The 14,027-nt window shown below is 68.6% G+C and carries 14 protein-coding genes; 10 read left to right on the top strand and 4 right to left on the bottom strand.

From position 1 onward, the window contains the following. Positions 1–97: 97 nt before the first annotated feature. From ACWF9G_RS24990 to ACWF9G_RS24975, 4 genes are all read left to right on the top strand, one after another. Positions 98–2,332, top strand: a complete 2,235-nt coding sequence (locus ACWF9G_RS24990) for a hypothetical protein (protein WP_452518257.1) — start codon at positions 98–100, stop codon at positions 2,330–2,332. Further along, complete coding sequence (locus ACWF9G_RS24985; RefSeq protein ID WP_452518256.1) at positions 2,329–2,772, top strand: GtrA family protein; 444 nt, start codon at positions 2,329–2,331, stop codon at positions 2,770–2,772. Before ACWF9G_RS24990 ends, ACWF9G_RS24985 begins: the two co-directional genes overlap by 4 nt. A gap of 9 nt (positions 2,773–2,781) precedes the next feature. Continuing rightward, positions 2,782–3,006 carry a Trm112 family protein gene (locus tag ACWF9G_RS24980; protein WP_378857006.1) on the top strand — a complete coding sequence of 75 codons (225 nt, stop codon included), beginning with the start codon at positions 2,782–2,784 and terminating at the stop codon, positions 3,004–3,006. Positions 3,007–3,122: 116 nt separating this feature from the next. Next, complete coding sequence (locus tag ACWF9G_RS24975; RefSeq protein ID WP_452518253.1) at positions 3,123–3,929, top strand: class I SAM-dependent methyltransferase; 807 nt, start codon at positions 3,123–3,125, stop codon at positions 3,927–3,929. Position 3,930: 1 nt separating this feature from the next. Here the strand turns inward: ACWF9G_RS24975 and ACWF9G_RS24970 are convergent, their stop codons facing one another. From ACWF9G_RS24970 to ACWF9G_RS24955, 4 genes are all read right to left on the bottom strand, one after another. Then, entirely contained in the window at positions 3,931–4,560 is a 630-nt protein-coding gene (locus tag ACWF9G_RS24970) for a TetR/AcrR family transcriptional regulator (RefSeq protein ID WP_379306872.1), read from the bottom strand. Positions 4,561–4,581: 21 nt separating this feature from the next. Further along, positions 4,582–5,340, bottom strand: coding sequence for an ABC transporter permease (locus tag ACWF9G_RS24965; protein WP_452518328.1), 759 nt, complete (start codon positions 5,338–5,340; stop codon positions 4,582–4,584). A 5-nt stretch (positions 5,341–5,345) separates the two neighbouring features. Then, positions 5,346–6,074 (bottom strand): ABC transporter ATP-binding protein, encoded by a 729-nt coding sequence (locus ACWF9G_RS24960; protein ID WP_452518251.1) that lies wholly within the window; start codon positions 6,072–6,074, stop codon positions 5,346–5,348. Between the two features lie 73 nt (positions 6,075–6,147). Then, positions 6,148–7,662 carry a multicopper oxidase family protein gene (locus ACWF9G_RS24955; RefSeq protein WP_452518249.1) on the bottom strand — a complete coding sequence of 505 codons (1,515 nt, stop codon included), beginning with the start codon at positions 7,660–7,662 and terminating at the stop codon, positions 6,148–6,150. A 212-nt stretch (positions 7,663–7,874) separates the two neighbouring features. Between ACWF9G_RS24955 and ACWF9G_RS24950 the strand changes: the two genes are divergently transcribed. The 6 genes from ACWF9G_RS24950 (at position 7,875) to tyrS (ending at position 13,599) form a co-directional block, all read left to right on the top strand. Further along, complete coding sequence (locus tag ACWF9G_RS24950) at positions 7,875–9,053, top strand: NAD(P)/FAD-dependent oxidoreductase (protein ID WP_452518248.1); 1,179 nt, start codon at positions 7,875–7,877, stop codon at positions 9,051–9,053. 89 nt (positions 9,054–9,142) lie between these two features. After that, positions 9,143–10,021: an RNA polymerase sigma-70 factor gene (locus ACWF9G_RS24945; protein ID WP_452518246.1), complete on the top strand. Its 879-nt coding sequence runs from the start codon at positions 9,143–9,145 to the stop codon at positions 10,019–10,021. A gap of 46 nt (positions 10,022–10,067) precedes the next feature. Further along, positions 10,068–10,703 carry a DNA-3-methyladenine glycosylase gene (locus ACWF9G_RS24940; protein WP_452518244.1) on the top strand — a complete coding sequence of 212 codons (636 nt, stop codon included), beginning with the start codon at positions 10,068–10,070 and terminating at the stop codon, positions 10,701–10,703. A 73-nt stretch (positions 10,704–10,776) separates the two neighbouring features. Beyond that, positions 10,777–11,205: a DoxX family protein gene (locus ACWF9G_RS24935; protein ID WP_452518242.1), complete on the top strand. Its 429-nt coding sequence runs from the start codon at positions 10,777–10,779 to the stop codon at positions 11,203–11,205. 188 nt (positions 11,206–11,393) lie between these two features. Beyond that, complete coding sequence (locus ACWF9G_RS24930; RefSeq protein ID WP_452518241.1) at positions 11,394–12,242, top strand: alpha/beta hydrolase; 849 nt, start codon at positions 11,394–11,396, stop codon at positions 12,240–12,242. Positions 12,243–12,312: 70 nt separating this feature from the next. Further along, positions 12,313–13,599 carry a tyrosine--tRNA ligase gene (gene tyrS / locus ACWF9G_RS24925; protein ID WP_379306856.1) on the top strand — a complete coding sequence of 429 codons (1,287 nt, stop codon included), beginning with the start codon at positions 12,313–12,315 and terminating at the stop codon, positions 13,597–13,599. The last annotated feature ends 428 nt before the right edge of the window (positions 13,600–14,027 follow it).

Here is a 14,027-nt window from a genome sequence, read left to right as displayed (position 1 = left end):
CCCGTGGCGCTGCTCGGGCGCCTGCCGCGGGTCCGCGGCGGATGTGCCCTGCGGCGGTGCCGGTGTGGGCGCTTGCCTGTAGGGTCTGGTCCTCGTGGTGGAAAGTAGAACCCCTCCCCGTCGTGCCGTGTACCTGTGGGGCCTGATCACCTCCCTCGGAGTGATCGCGGGCTATGGCGCGGTTCTGCTCGCCAACGCCAGGCACTTCTACACCGACGACACCGAATCCCAGTACGTCCCGCTGTGGGTGATGCTCGGCAGGCGGCTGCGCGACGGTGATCTGCCGGTCATGGTGCCCGAGCACTGGATGGCCGGAAACTATGCGATCGAAGAAGCGGGACTGCTGAATCCGCCGCAGCTGCTGATCGATCTGATCGCGCCGTCGGTCGGCAATCTCGTGCTGTACGCGACCGTGGTGAAGCTGATCTTCGCGATCATCCTCGGCTTGGGCGTCTACCGGATCTGCCTGGCCTACGGCTCGAAGGTGCAGTGGGCGGCGCTGGCGGGCGTGTCGATCCCGTTCACGGGCTGGCTGCTGTTCTTCGACGAGGCCAGCTGGATGACGGCGTTCACCGGCACCGCGTGGATGGTGCACGCGTGGGCGTCGGGGGTGCGCTACGCGCGCGGTAGCGGCGGGCCGATCCCGGTGTTCGTCTACCTGTATCTGGCGATCTCGGTGCAGTACATCTTCCCCGCGGTCGAGGCCGGTCTGATGATCGGCGCGGTCGCGGTCGGCGAGCTGATCTACCAGAAGACCTGGCGGCCTTCGCTGAAACTGCTGCTGGTCTCGGGTCTGGCCGCGCTGGCCGGGCTGGCGACCTATCTGCCCAGCATGCTGTCGGCCAAGGTGACCTGGCGCGGCACCGCCCAGATCAACAACGACCAGTTCCTCACCGTGCCGTGGTCGGAATCGCTGAACGCGAGCCTGCCATCGACGTTGCCCGCGTTCACCTCGTGGTGGGGCTATGTGCAGCCGCTGCCGGTGGTCTACATCGCCTGGTTCCTGATCCCGGCATTGGCGTTCATCGACTGGGGTAAGGCGCGGGAGGCGTGGCGTGAGCTCAGCGGGATCGCGCTGTTCGCGATCGCCGCGCTCATGTGGACCGCCGGTCCCGGCACGATCGGACCGCTACGCTGGCCTGCCCGTGTGCTGCCGATGGTGGCGCTGGGTCTGCTGCTGCTGGTGTGCGTGCTGCTCGGCCGTTTCGCGACGTTCAAGGACTGGCGTTCGCGTGGCATCGCCGCCGCGGTGCTGATCGGGCTGCTGTGGGTGCGGTCGTTCTCGGCCGATCCGCACAACTGGGTGGTCCACGTAGTGGCCGCGCTGGTCCTCGCCGCGCTCGGCGCCGGGGTGGTGTGGCTCGCGGTGAACAAGGGCATTTCGGCCGCGGTCGCGCTGGCGATCGTAGCGGTGTTCCCGATCGCGTACTTCCAGGTCGACCGCGCGCAACCGACCCCGATGAGCTGGAACCTGCCCAGCGACCGCGGCGCGGCGATGGCCGCGTTCCCCGATTTCGCGGGCACCACGCTGCAGCTGGGTGATCGCGCGCTGATCCAGCCGGGGGAGCGCACGCTCGACGGCGCGTACGGCTCGCTGGTGTTCGGCAACTACGCCAAGGATCTCGAGCTGACCTACGTCAGCGGGTACACCCCGAACGGGCACTTCTGGTTCGGCGACATGCTGTGCATGCGCTGGGACACCAGCGTCTGCCCCGACGCCTATCGGCGCGCGTTCGCGGTGGAACCGTCCACCGGCAAGACGATCGTCGATCTGATGAACGTCGACCGCGTCGTACTCCAGCGCGCGCTCTCCCCGGACGCCCGCAACCAGGAAGCGCCCGCAGGCTGGAAGTGGGTCGACTACCCCGGCCACGAGAAGTACATCGCGGTGCTCGAACGCGAGAACGGCCTGATCTCCACCCGCAACGGCCGCGTCTCGGCGGTCGAGGGCGGCACCGCGGTCTCGGTGTCGGAAACCGACACCACCAGCCGGGTCAGGGTCAGCTCCGAGACCGGCGGCCGCGTGGTGTTCGCGCGTCTCGGCTGGCCGGGCTACCGGGTCAGCATCAACGGCAAGGACGTGCCGTTCACGGTCGTCGCCAAGAGCTTCGTCGCGGTCGACATCCCCGCGGGCACCCGCAACGGCGATCTCGAACTGACCTGGCGTCCGCCGGGCTGGAAGATCGGCGGGGCGGCGATCGTCGCAGGCCTGCTCGGCCTCGCGCTGTTGCAGTGGCTGTACGTGCGCGGGCGCAAGCCCGAGGACGAGCAGACGGCGCCCGCGGCCGAGTCGATCCCCGATGACGCCGAGCTAGCGGACGCGGTGCGATGACCGCCGAAGCGGCGCCCGCCCACGGCGTGCTCGAAACGCCGGGCCCGCTGCTGCGGATCGTCAAACGCCAGGAGCTGGCGTTCGCGATCGTCGGCGGGTTCAACACCCTGCTCGGCATGGCGCTGGTCGTGTTCTGGCTGGGTGTGTTCGGTGACGGCAGGCCCGGTCTGGCTGTGGTCGCGGCCTATGCGGTGAGCACGGTCGGCGCGTTCGTGCTGCACCGCACCCTGGTGTTCCGGGTTCGCGGGCACCTGCTGCGCGACTTCGTCGCCTTCTGCGGCGTGAACGTGGGCGGCCTGGTCCTCAACGTCGTCCTGGTGGAGGTGGCGGTGACCGGGCTGGACTTCCCGGCCGCACCCGCGTCGGTGATCGTGATGGGTCTGGTCGCGGTGCTCAGCTTCTTCGGGCACCGCTACATCTCGTTCCGGCGGGCGCGGTAGGTTAGGGACATGGCGCACGAATCCACCATCGACGCAACCCTGCTCAGCCTGCTGGCCTGCCCCCAGGACAAGGGCCCGCTGCAGCTGGTGCGCACCGAGTCGGACGCGAGCGTGCTCTACAACCCGCGCCTGCGCCGTGCCTACCCGATCGACAACGGCATTCCGGTGCTGCTGATCGACGAGGCCCGCGACGTCACCGACGCCGAGCACGAGTTCTTCACCGCCCAGTCCTGACCGGCGCGGCGAACCTGGGGTCCCCAAACACCCCGCTTCGGAGTTAGGGTTACCTCAGTCGCCGTCCCGTGGCGGTGACGTCGATTTCATCCGGCGAGCGCGAGAAGGTGCCTCCGATGTCCGACGATGTAGCCCTGAGCGGCATTCCGCTGACCATGCTCTGGACCCTGCACAACCGCGGGTCGGAGGTGAAACGCGCCGACGCGGTCCTGACCGATCCCGACTGTGAACGCGTCTACGACACCATCGCCTTCGACTACGAGCGATCCTTCGGCCCACCCGACGGCACCCACGCCGTGCGGTCGGCCCGCTTCGACGAGGCGCTGCGCCCGTGGCTGGCCGACCATCCCGGCGCGACCGTCGTCGAACTCGCCGCCGGGCTGGAAACCCAGTTCCAGCGCTGCGACGACGGCTCGGTGCGCTGGCTGTGCGTCGATGTCCCCGAGGCGATCGAGATCCGCAGCCGATTCCTGCCGCCGTCGCGGCGGTGCCGGTACCTGCCGATCAGCGCGCTCGACCTGACCTGGCTCAACGCCGTCGATCCCACGCACGGCGTATTCGTCACAGCGCAGGGACTTCTCATGTACTTCGAACCCGACGAGGTGCGCCGCCTTGTCACCGTGATCCTCGAACGCTTCCCCGGCGTCGAGCTGATGTTCGACACCATCCCACCGTGGTTCTCCCGCAAGACGATGCGCGGATTCCACAAGACGCCGGACTACACCGCCCCGCGGATGCCGTGGGGCGTCGAGCGGAGCAAGATCGCCGCGCTGCTCCGGTCGTGGAGTCCCGCGGTCGAGGAGGTGATGGTGAGCTCCTACGGACCCGCGCACGGTCCGCTCGCCACGACCCTGTCCCTGTTCGCCGCGCTACCGATCCTGCGTGACATCCCACCCGCGATCGTCCGGGTGCGTTCGCGCTGAATCACGCACCGCCGATATCACCGGTCAGGTAGCGCTGCATCGAGGGGCCGACGGCGGCCACGACCTCGTCGATCGGCATCGACGCCAGCGGTTCGATCCCGACGATCTTGCGGGCGGTCAGCACCCCGACCATCTGCGCGGCCGCCAGCGCAACCCGCGCCCTGCCGTCGTCGGTGGGGGTGGCGATCCGGGCCCGCACCCTTTCCAGCACCACCTGGAGCAGGAACGAGCGGGCCAGATTCACCTCGCCGCCGCCGAATATGCTGCGCACCATCGCGACGATGCCGGGGCCGGCGGGCGAGTCCCACACCCCGACCACCGCGCGCACGATGGTCTGTCCGAGCTCGTCGAGCGGCGCGTGGTCGACCGCGTTCAGCGTCGCCTCCGGATCGACGGGGAACTCCACGGCCGCGGCGAACAACTGCTGTTTGGTGCCGAAGTAGTGGTGCACGAGGGCGGGGTCGACGTCGGCGTCACCGGCGATCGCCCGGATCGAGGTCTTGTCGAAACCGGTGTCGGCGAACCGGATCCGGGCCGCGTCGAGAATCGCCGCGCGCGTATCGGTATTGCCGGGCCTGCGCCCGGTGCGACCGGATCTGGCTGTGCCGGAACCGGATTCGCCGTCACTCATGGGTGTCCCTCTCCTCGTTCCTCAGGGCGTCCGCCGACGCAGGGTAGCCGCACCGAGGCACAGGGCCACGACCGCGAACCCGGCGACCACCGCGATATCGCGCCACATGGTCGCGGTCGGCTCCGGATACAGCGACACCTGCTGCAGCGCGTCCACGGCGTAACTCAACGGCATCACATTGCTGATCGCCTCCAGCCACCCGGGCAGCTGATCGCGCGGAACGAGCAAGCCACACAGGAAGATCTGCGGCGCCACGACCACCGGCATGAACTGCACCGCCTGGAATTCGGTGCGCGCGAACGCGCTGGCGAGCAGGCCGAGTGCCACGCCACAGACCGCGTCGACCATGGCGATCAGCATCACCCAGCCGGGATTGCCCGCGGCGTTCATGCCGAGCAACCAGAAGGAGACCAGACAGGCGACGGCGGCCTGCGCCGCGGCGGCCAGCGAGAACGCGCTGCCGTACCCGGCCAGCAGATCCAGTTTGCGCAACGGCGTGGTGAGCAGCCGCTCCAGCGTGCCCGAGGTGCGTTCGCGCTGCATCGCGATGGCGGTGATCAGGAACATCACGATGAACGGCAGGATGCCGAGCATGGTGATGCCGACCCGGTCGAAGATCGTCAGCGGGGCGTGCGGCGCGCGCGGCGCGTCCTGATAGATGAAGTACAGCAACGTCATCAGCAGGGCAGGGACCACCAGGATCATGGCCACGGTGCGGTGATCGTTGCGCAGCTGCCGCAGGATCCGGCCGGTGGTGGCGGTGTAGGGGCGCAGGGTCATGGTGGTCATGCGCTCTCTCCCATCGTGATCAGGGTGAGGAAGGCGGTCTCGAGGTTCTGCTCGTCGGTGCGTTCGCGCAGTTCGTCGGGACTGAGCTGGGCGAGCAGGTTGCCCTCGCGCATGAGCAGCAGCCGATCGCAGTGGTCGGCCTCGTCCATCACGTGACTCGAGACGAGCAATGTCGTTCCCGCCGCGGCCAGTTCACGGAACTGCTTCCACAGTTCGACCCGCAGGACCGGGTCGAGGCCGACCGTCGGTTCGTCCATGACCAGCAGTTCCGGCTTGCCGACCAGCGCGCAGGCCAGCGACGCCCTGGTCTCCTGACCACCGGAGAGCTGATCGCCGAGCTGGTCCGCGTACTCGCGCAAACCGACCGCGGTGAGCGCTGATTCGATGTCGTCGCGGTCGCGGCCGTAGAGCGCGGCGTAGTAGGCGACGTTCTCGCGGACGCTGATGTCGGGGTAGATGCTCGGCGCCTGGGTGACATAACCGACCCGGCGGCGCAGCCCCGCACTGCCCGCCGGATCGCCGAGCACGGTGACGGTGCCCGACTCCACGATCTGAGTGCCGACGATGCTGCGCAGCAGGGTGGTCTTGCCACAGCCCGACGGGCCGAGCAGACCGGTGATCGAGCCGCGTGGGATATGGAGCGTCAGTTCGTGCAGAACGGTGCGTTTCCCGCGTTTGACGGTCAGGCCGTCGACCTGGATGGCCGGGGGTGCGGTGTGCGACATGGTCGCCTCAATTCATCGAGTGTTGAATTCACTACATGATGAATTTAGCGCTGCCCGGTCGGCGTGGCAAGAGTCAATGCGCGTGCCGTGGGGGCGCCGTGGCCTGCTGACCTGGCTCGACGACCACGAACTGGCCCATCATTCCCACGTCCTCGTGCCAGAGCAGGTGGCAGTGATACATGTACGGGGTGTCCGGATCGGCGGGTCCGTCGAAGCGCAGTGCCAACGTGGCGGTCGTGTTCGGCGGCAGGAAGATCGTGTCCTTGGGTCCGGTCAACGCCGGTGGTGGCGGCGCGCCCGCGTAGTCGAGCACCCGGAACTGCACGTCGTGGACGTGGAAGTTGTGCGGCATCCCGTCGGCATTGCGGACGATCCATTTCTCGGTCGTGCCGCGGGTGACGGTCGCGTCGATGCGATCCATCGCCATCGGGGAGCCGTTGATGCCCGCGAGGGTGAGATCGAAGGTGCGTTCCACGGCGGCATCCGAGCCGTCCGGCGTCGACGGCGCGACGAGTGCGGCGGGCAGCTCGGGGGAGGGGCGCAAAGTGTCGGCGGCCCGGAGTTCGAGCACATCGAACCGGTCGTCGCCGCCGGAAAACCGGTTGGACCAGAAATCCAGGCCCGCGTCGAGCCGCTCGCTGCGCAGCACCGCGCGCTCACCGGGCTGCATGCGCACCACGATCTCGGCGCGCTCACCGGGCGAAAGCTGCACGGCGGTGAGCGATTCGGGCCGTTCGAGCAGGCCGCCGTCGGAAGCGATCAGCGAGAATCGCTTGCTGTCGCGGAACGCGAAGTTGTAGATCCGCGCGGTCGAGGCATTGAGCAGCCGCAGCCGGACCAGTTCGTCACCGACCTCCTGGTACGGCGCGAGGGTGCCGTTGACCATGGTGCGGTCGCCGAGGAACCCGATATCGCGGAAGACGGTGTGGCTGCCGTCGAGGCGTTTGCCGCGCAGGCGCAGGTCCTGCACGATCACCGGGATGTCGTCGACGCCGTAGGTGTCGGGCAGCGGCAGCGCGGTGTCGTCGTCGATCAGGAACATGCCCGCCAGGCCGCGGCGCACGTGGTCCTCGGTCGCGCCGTGCGGGTGCGGGTGGTACCAGAGCGTCGAAGCGGGTTGTGCGACTGTCCATTCCGGCGTCCAGGTCGCGCCCGCCTCGACCATCTGGTGCGGGCCGCCGTCCATCGCCGCGGGCAGGTGCATGCCGTGCCAGTGCACCGTCGAGGCCTCGGGCAACTGGTTGCGCACGCGAACCCGCACCTTGTCGCCGCGGGCGGCGCGCAGTGTCGGGCCGAGGTAGCTGCCGTTGAAACCCCAGGTCTCGGTGGCGCGACCCGGCTCGAATTCCGTTGTGCCGGTCTGCATATCGAGGGTGAACACGCGGGTGCCGTCGGGTTCGACGGTTGACGCGGCCTGCGGGGGGATCGCGAGCGGGCTGGTGAATTCGGTGGTGCCGACGGTGGAGATGTCGGCGCCGGCCCAGGTCCAGGTCACCAGGCCCGCGATCGCGAGCACCAGGGTGAGAGCGAGTGCGCCCGCGCCGAGCAGTACCCGGCGCAGGCGGCCGGGTCGAGAAGGGGAAGCCATGCTCCGACGGTAGGGAGGCCGACAGTGGTCGCACATCGGGAAGCGCCCCCCATCGGACCCTGGCTCGCACCCTGATCGCGCCGATGTTTCCGCAGGTAGCGGCATATCTCCGCGCACCCAGACGGTGATGTGATGCGGGTCACATCGAGTGGTTGTCACGATCCGGCGGGGTCGTTTGTCCTATCGACATCCCACCGACAAGGAGCATCGCCATGAACACCACCACGCACCGCATCGTCGTCCTCGGCGCCGGCTACACGGGCATGCTGGCCGCGATCCGCCTCGCCCGGCGCACCCGCAAGCTCGACGTCCGGATCACCCTGGTCAACCCGTCGGCGCGGTTCACCGAGCGGCTGCGCATGCACCAGATCGCCGCCGGTCAGGAACTCGCGAACCACCACATCCCCGAACTTCTCGACGGCACCGGCATCGAATTCGTCCAGGGCCGGGCCACCGCCATCGACCCCGAGACACAGCGTGTGCACGTCGATGGTTCCGGCGAGCTTCCCTACGACGCGCTGGTCTACGCGCTCGGCAGCACCACCGACACCACCGCCGTCCCCGGTGTCGCCGAGCACGCGTGGACGCTCAACGATCCGCGCCTCGCCCACGAATTCGCGGGCAAGCTCACCGAACTCGCCGCCGCGGGCGGCACGGTGACGGTGTGCGGTGGCGGCCTCACCGGCATCGAAGCCGCCACCGAGATCGCCGAGAGCCACCCCGCTCTGCGCGTCACCCTGATCAGCGCGACCGAGCCGGGCGCGATGATGGGCGAGAAGGCCCGCGCCTACCTGAACACGGCGATGGACCGGCTCGGGATCGTCCGGGCGACCGGCCTGCGCGTCACCAAGGTGCTGCCCGACGCGGTCGAACTCGCCGACGGCACCAGGATCGACGCCGACCTCACCCTGTGGACCAGCGGCGTGCGGGTCTCGCCGCTCGCCGCCGAGGCGGGTATCGCGACCGACGGGCGCGGCCTGATCGCGGTCGATCCCACGCTGAAGTCGGTGTCGCACCCCACGATTCACGCCGTCGGCGACGCCGCCGCGGTGCGTCAGGCCTGGGGCCAGGTCCACGGCACCTGCCAGAGCGGCCTGCCCACCGCCGCCTACGCCGCCGACGCGATCGCGGCCGAGCTGCGCGGCAAGCCGGTGCGGCCGTTCCGCTTCGGCTACTTCCATCAGCCGGTGAGCCTGGGCCGCCGCGACGCGGTCATCCAGTTCACCCATGCCGACGACACCCCGCGCCGCATCTACCTGACCGGCTGGGCGGCGAGGACCTACAAGGAGATGGTCAGCAGCAGCCCGGTGCCGACGTTCAAGGCGAGCAAGCGGATGACCATGAGCGTCCAGTTGTCCAAGGGCGGCAAGGCGACTCGCGCGAACGCGTGAGTCCGCCCCCGCCATCACCCACGCGCCGGTTTCGTGCGAACCGGCGCCCGAACTCGCCGCAGTGACGGAGCATGCGCCATGGTTGACCCATGCCGGACCAGGACCCCTTCCTCGAGCACCGCCGTCTGTTGTTCTCGACCGCCTACCGGATGCTCGGCACCGTCACCGACGCCGAGGACATCCTGCAGGACGCCTGGCTGAAATGGAACGACACCGATCACGCCGCGGTTCAGCACCCGAAGGCGTACCTGGTCCGCGCCGTCACCAACCTGTCGCTGAACCGGCTCACCTCCGCCAGGGTGACCCGCGAGGCCTACGTCGGCCCCTGGCTGCCCGAACCGGTGCTGACCTCACCCGATATCGCCGAGGATGCCGCATTGGCCGACACCGTCTCCACCGCGATGCTGGTGGTATTGGAAACCCTGACCCCCGTCGAACGCGCGGTATTCCTGCTGCGTGAGGTGTTCGGCTACACCCACGCCGAGATCGCCGAGGCGCTCGACAAGACCGAGGCGAGCGTGCGGCAGATCGCGCACCGCGCCAAGAACCACGTCCAGTCGCGGCGTCCGCGCTTCGACACCGACAAGGCCGCCCGCGCCCACATCACCGAACAATTCATGGCAGCCTGTTCCGGCGGCGACCTGAACGCGCTGATGGACCTGCTTGCTCCCGACGTCACCTGCTGGTCCGACGGCGGCGGCGTCGTCACCGCGGCGCGCAGACCACTGCACGGCCCCGACCACGTCGCCCGCTGGATCCTCGGCGTGCTGGCCAAACCGTCCTCGGCGGGCATCGAACTCAGCACCGCCGAGATCAACGGCGAACTGGGCACCCTCGCCTCGTTCGGCGGAAACCCCGGCGCCGCCTTCACCTTCGACCTCGTCGGCGGCCGCATCCAGAACCTGCGCTTCCAGGTCAACCCGGGCAAGCTGGCCGGCCTCTACCGCGGCACCGACCTGCTCGGCTGAATCCCGCTGCGCTGCCCGCACGCCCGGATGGGCCAGAATGACGAGCGTGTCCGCCCAGGAACTCACCGTCGATCCACCCACCGCCGCGCGCAGGTTGCTCGGCGCGACCCTGTCGTCGGGGCCGGTCGCCGTGCGCATCGTCGAGGTCGAGGCCTACGGCAGCGATCCGGCCGGGCTGTGGCCCGATCCCGCCGCCCATTCCTGGCCGGGGCCGACCGCCCGCAATGCGGTGATGTTCGGTCCGGCCGGGCGGCTCTACGTGTACCGCTCGTACGGGATCCACGTCTGCGCGAATGTGACCACCGGATTCGACGGTGCTGCCTCGGCGGTGCTGCTCCGGGCGGGTGAGGTCATCGCGGGTCATGATCTCGCCCGCGCCCGCCGCCCTGCCGCGCGTGCCGATGTCGACCTGGCTCGTGGTCCCGGAAATCTCGGCAGCGCATTGGGTTTCACCTTCGACGACTACGGCACCGAGCTGTTCGACCCGTACTCCGAGATTCGGCTCGAGCTGAATCCCGCTGTCCCGCAGGCCGAGATCGCCGTGGGGCCGCGCGTGGGGGTGAGTGTGGCCGCCGACGTCGCGTGGCGGTTCTGGCTGCCCGCCTCACCCGCGGTGTCCACCTACCGGCGCAGTCCACGTGCGCCCGAACCGGTCGCGAGAAAAGTTTCGCGGCGGCGATGAATTCGCAACGCGGGCCACGTCCTATCTGGTGAACGCGCTACCCACCGAGCGCGACCGAACCGAAGGACACGACATGACCACCACCGCCACCTCCTCCGCGACCTTCTCCAGCGCCGCCGTCCACCGCCCCGGCAAGATCCGCAACCGCGTCCTGTGGACACTGCAGGTGGTGCTCGGCCTGTTCTTCATCATCGCCTCGGGCGGCCCGAAGCTCGTCATCCCGAACATGCTGATGGACAACCCGCCCGAAAACCTGACCATCCCGCTCGGGCTGCTGATCTTCATCGGAGTCGCGGAGGTCGCGGGCGGTATCGGCCTGATGGTGCCGCGGCTCAGTGCCCTGGCCGCCGCGGGTCTGTCCGTGCTCACCGTGCTCGCCGCCGCGACGCAGGCCTTCATCGCCGACAAGCCCGAGATGGCGATCTTCCCGCTGGTGCTGGCCGCGATCTTCGCCTGGATCGGCTATGAGCGCCGCGAGACCATCACCTCGCTGGTTCGGTGAGTCACCGACCGCGCTGAGCATCGCCGGGCCGAGCAGGTCCGGCGATTTTCGGCGTCCGCGGACAAGGTGGGTTTGTCCGCGGACACAAGGTCGCGCCGCGGAACTCGTTGGCGAATCCTATGGGGTCAGGGCCACTTCCGGTGCGACGATCGATGTCCACATGCCCGACGCCTTCCGCAGGAGTATTCGTGTTCACCTTCACCAGCAGTGACGGCATCACCATCCACGTCCGGAGTTGGTTGCCCGTCGCTGTCGAACCGGTGGGCGTGGTACAGATCGCGCACGGCATGGGTGAACACTCCGACCGCTACAGCCACCTGGCCACGACACTCGCAGGCCTCGGCTACGCCGTCTACGCCGGCGACCACCGGGGCCACGGGTACAGCATGTTCTCCGAGCCGGGAAAGCTCGGCGACGACGGCTGGAACCTGCTGGTCGCCGATCTGGTGACGCTGACCGAACTGCTGCGCGAACGTCATCCCGGGCTGCCGGTCACCCTGTTCGGGCACAGCCTCGGCTCCTTCGCGGTACAGCAGTACATTCTCGACCACTCCGCGCTGGTCGACGAGGTCGTGCTGTGCGGGTCGACGGCGGTGGACGGGCTCTTCGACAACATCGCGGCCGCGGGCGGCGACCTGACCGCGTTCTTCAACGCCGGATTCCAGCCGACGCGCACCGACGCGGACTGGATCAGCAGCGACGAAGCGCAGGTCGACGCCTACCTCGCCGACCCCTGGTGTGGCTTCGCCGTCGACGACACCAATATGGCGCAGCTCGCGGCCACCGCCCACCAGCGGCTGAACGATCCGAGCACCGTGCGCACCGACCTGCCGATGTACGTGATGGTCGGCGACCAGGATCCGCTCAACGACGGCACACGCCTGTCCGACCAGCTGGTCCAGCGCTACCGCGACGCGGGCCTGACCGACATCACGTACCGGATCTACCCTGGCGCCCGCCACGAGGTGCTCAACGAGGTCAACCGGGACGAGGTCGAAGCCGAGCTCGCCGCCTGGATCACCCGCGTGCGGGTCTGAACACCCAGTCGGCCCGACACCGCCCGGCCTGCGCGCGGGCGGTGGAACGAGTACGGAAAGATGGAGCACCGTGACCGGCGACATCTTCGACGAACTGACCTGGCGCGGCCTGATCGCGCAGTCCACCGACCTGGACGAGTTGCGGGCGGCAGCCGCTACCGCGCCGCTGACCCTGTATGCCGGCTTCGACCCCACCGCGGCAAGCCTGCACGCGGGTCACCTCGTCCCGCTGCTGGCACTGAAGCGGTTCCAGCGGGCCGGTCACCGGCCGATCGTCCTCGCGGGCGGGGCCACCGGCCTGATCGGTGACCCCCGCGACGTCGGCGAACGCACGATGAACTCCACCGACACCGTCGCCGAGTGGGCCCAGCGCATCCGCTCCCAGCTCGAGCGTTTCGTCGACCTCGACGATTCGCCGACCGGCGCGGTGATCGCCAACAACATGGACTGGACCGGCTCGCTGTCGACCGTCGACTTCCTGCGCGACGTCGGCAAACACTTCTCGGTCAACGTCATGCTCGCCCGCGACACCGTCAAGCGGCGGCTGGAGGGTGACGGCATCTCCTACACCGAATTCAGCTACATGCTGCTGCAGGCCAACGACTACCTGCAGCTGCGCCGCGAATACGGCTGCACCTTGCAGGTCGGCGGCTCCGACCAGTGGGGCAACATCATCGCCGGCGTCGAGCTGAACCGCCGCGTCGACGGCGCGCACGTGCACGCGCTCACCGTTCCCCTGGTGACCTCGGCCGACGGCAAGAAGTTCGGCAAGTCCACCGGCGGTGGCAGCCTGTGGCTCGACCCTGAGCTGACCAGCCCCTACGCCTGGTACCAGTACTTCGTGAACACCGCCGACGCCGATGTCGTGCGGTACCTGCGCTGGTTCACCTTCCTCGGCAGGGAAGAACTCGACGAGCTCGAACAGGCCACTACGGAACGCCCGTTCGCCCGTGAGGCGCAGAAGCGCCTGGCCGCCGAGATGACCACACTGGTGCACGGCGAAGCCGAGACCCACGCGGTGGAACTGGCGAGCCAGGCCCTGTTCGGCCGCGGTGACCTGCGGGAACTCCCGGAGTCGACGCTGGGTGCCGCCCTGCGCGAAACCGCGATCGACGGCAAGGTCGCCGAGGTCGTGCCGGGCGAACCGAACACGATCGTTGATCTGCTCGTCGCGTCCGGTCTGGCCGAGAGCAGGGGAGCGGCGCGTCGCGTGGTCAACGAAGGCGGTGCGTCGGTGAACAACGAGCGCATCAGCGACATCGAGTGGACCCCGTCCGACGCCGACTACCTGCACGGAGAGTGGCTGGTGCTGCGACGGGGCAAGAAGAACATGGCAGGCGTCCGGCGGATAGCCTGACCTCGCGGCGGAGGCCTGAATCACATTCGTGTGATTCAGGCCGGCGCAGCGGCCGGGTCCGACGCGCTGACCTGCGCAGATCCCGTGCTGTCCAGGCGATTTGACGCGGAGTTATCCGGCGCGTAACTTATTGGAAGTCAGAGCGACACGGACACCAACCCGGAGCCGAGACGCTGGCCCTCAGGGCGAGCGGGCGTAGGGAAAACGAGGTAGGACGGGGTGCGCCTGGCATTGCCTCATCGGGTGACCAGCGTTACGATTGACATCGCCTGGAAGCACGGTTAGGCTGGAACAGTTGCCCTGGAGGAGATCGGACGAGAGCCGGTGGTCCTCCTTGTGCGTGTGTTCTTTGAGAACTCAATAGTGTGTCGATGAATGTCAGTGCCAATATTATTATTGGTTCCGCTTCTCATACCCCCCGGTTGAGG

Source organism: Nocardia sp. NPDC055029, from assembly GCF_053608525.1.
The sequence above is the reverse complement of the archived record's forward strand: the minus strand, read 5'-3'. Positions and strand labels throughout refer to the sequence as shown.

Excerpts from the sequence above, each read along its gene's own strand:
- ACWF9G_RS24960 (WP_452518251.1), bottom strand. The coding sequence starts at position 6,074 with ATGTCGCACACCGCACCCCCGGCCATCCAGGTCGACGGCCTGACCGTC.
- ACWF9G_RS24955 (WP_452518249.1), bottom strand. The coding sequence starts at position 7,662 with ATGGCTTCCCCTTCTCGACCCGGCCGCCTGCGCCGGGTACTGCTCGGC.
- ACWF9G_RS24950 (WP_452518248.1), top strand. The coding sequence starts at position 7,875 with ATGAACACCACCACGCACCGCATCGTCGTCCTCGGCGCCGGCTACACG.
- ACWF9G_RS24970 (WP_379306872.1), bottom strand. The coding sequence starts at position 4,560 with ATGAGTGACGGCGAATCCGGTTCCGGCACAGCCAGATCCGGTCGCACC.
- ACWF9G_RS24980 (WP_378857006.1), top strand. The coding sequence starts at position 2,782 with ATGGCGCACGAATCCACCATCGACGCAACCCTGCTCAGCCTGCTGGCC.
- ACWF9G_RS24935 (WP_452518242.1), top strand. The coding sequence starts at position 10,777 with ATGACCACCACCGCCACCTCCTCCGCGACCTTCTCCAGCGCCGCCGTC.
- ACWF9G_RS24985 (WP_452518256.1), top strand. The coding sequence starts at position 2,329 with ATGACCGCCGAAGCGGCGCCCGCCCACGGCGTGCTCGAAACGCCGGGC.
- ACWF9G_RS24965 (WP_452518328.1), bottom strand. The coding sequence starts at position 5,340 with ATGACCCTGCGCCCCTACACCGCCACCACCGGCCGGATCCTGCGGCAG.
- ACWF9G_RS24945 (WP_452518246.1), top strand. The coding sequence starts at position 9,143 with ATGCCGGACCAGGACCCCTTCCTCGAGCACCGCCGTCTGTTGTTCTCG.
- ACWF9G_RS24975 (WP_452518253.1), top strand. The coding sequence starts at position 3,123 with ATGTCCGACGATGTAGCCCTGAGCGGCATTCCGCTGACCATGCTCTGG.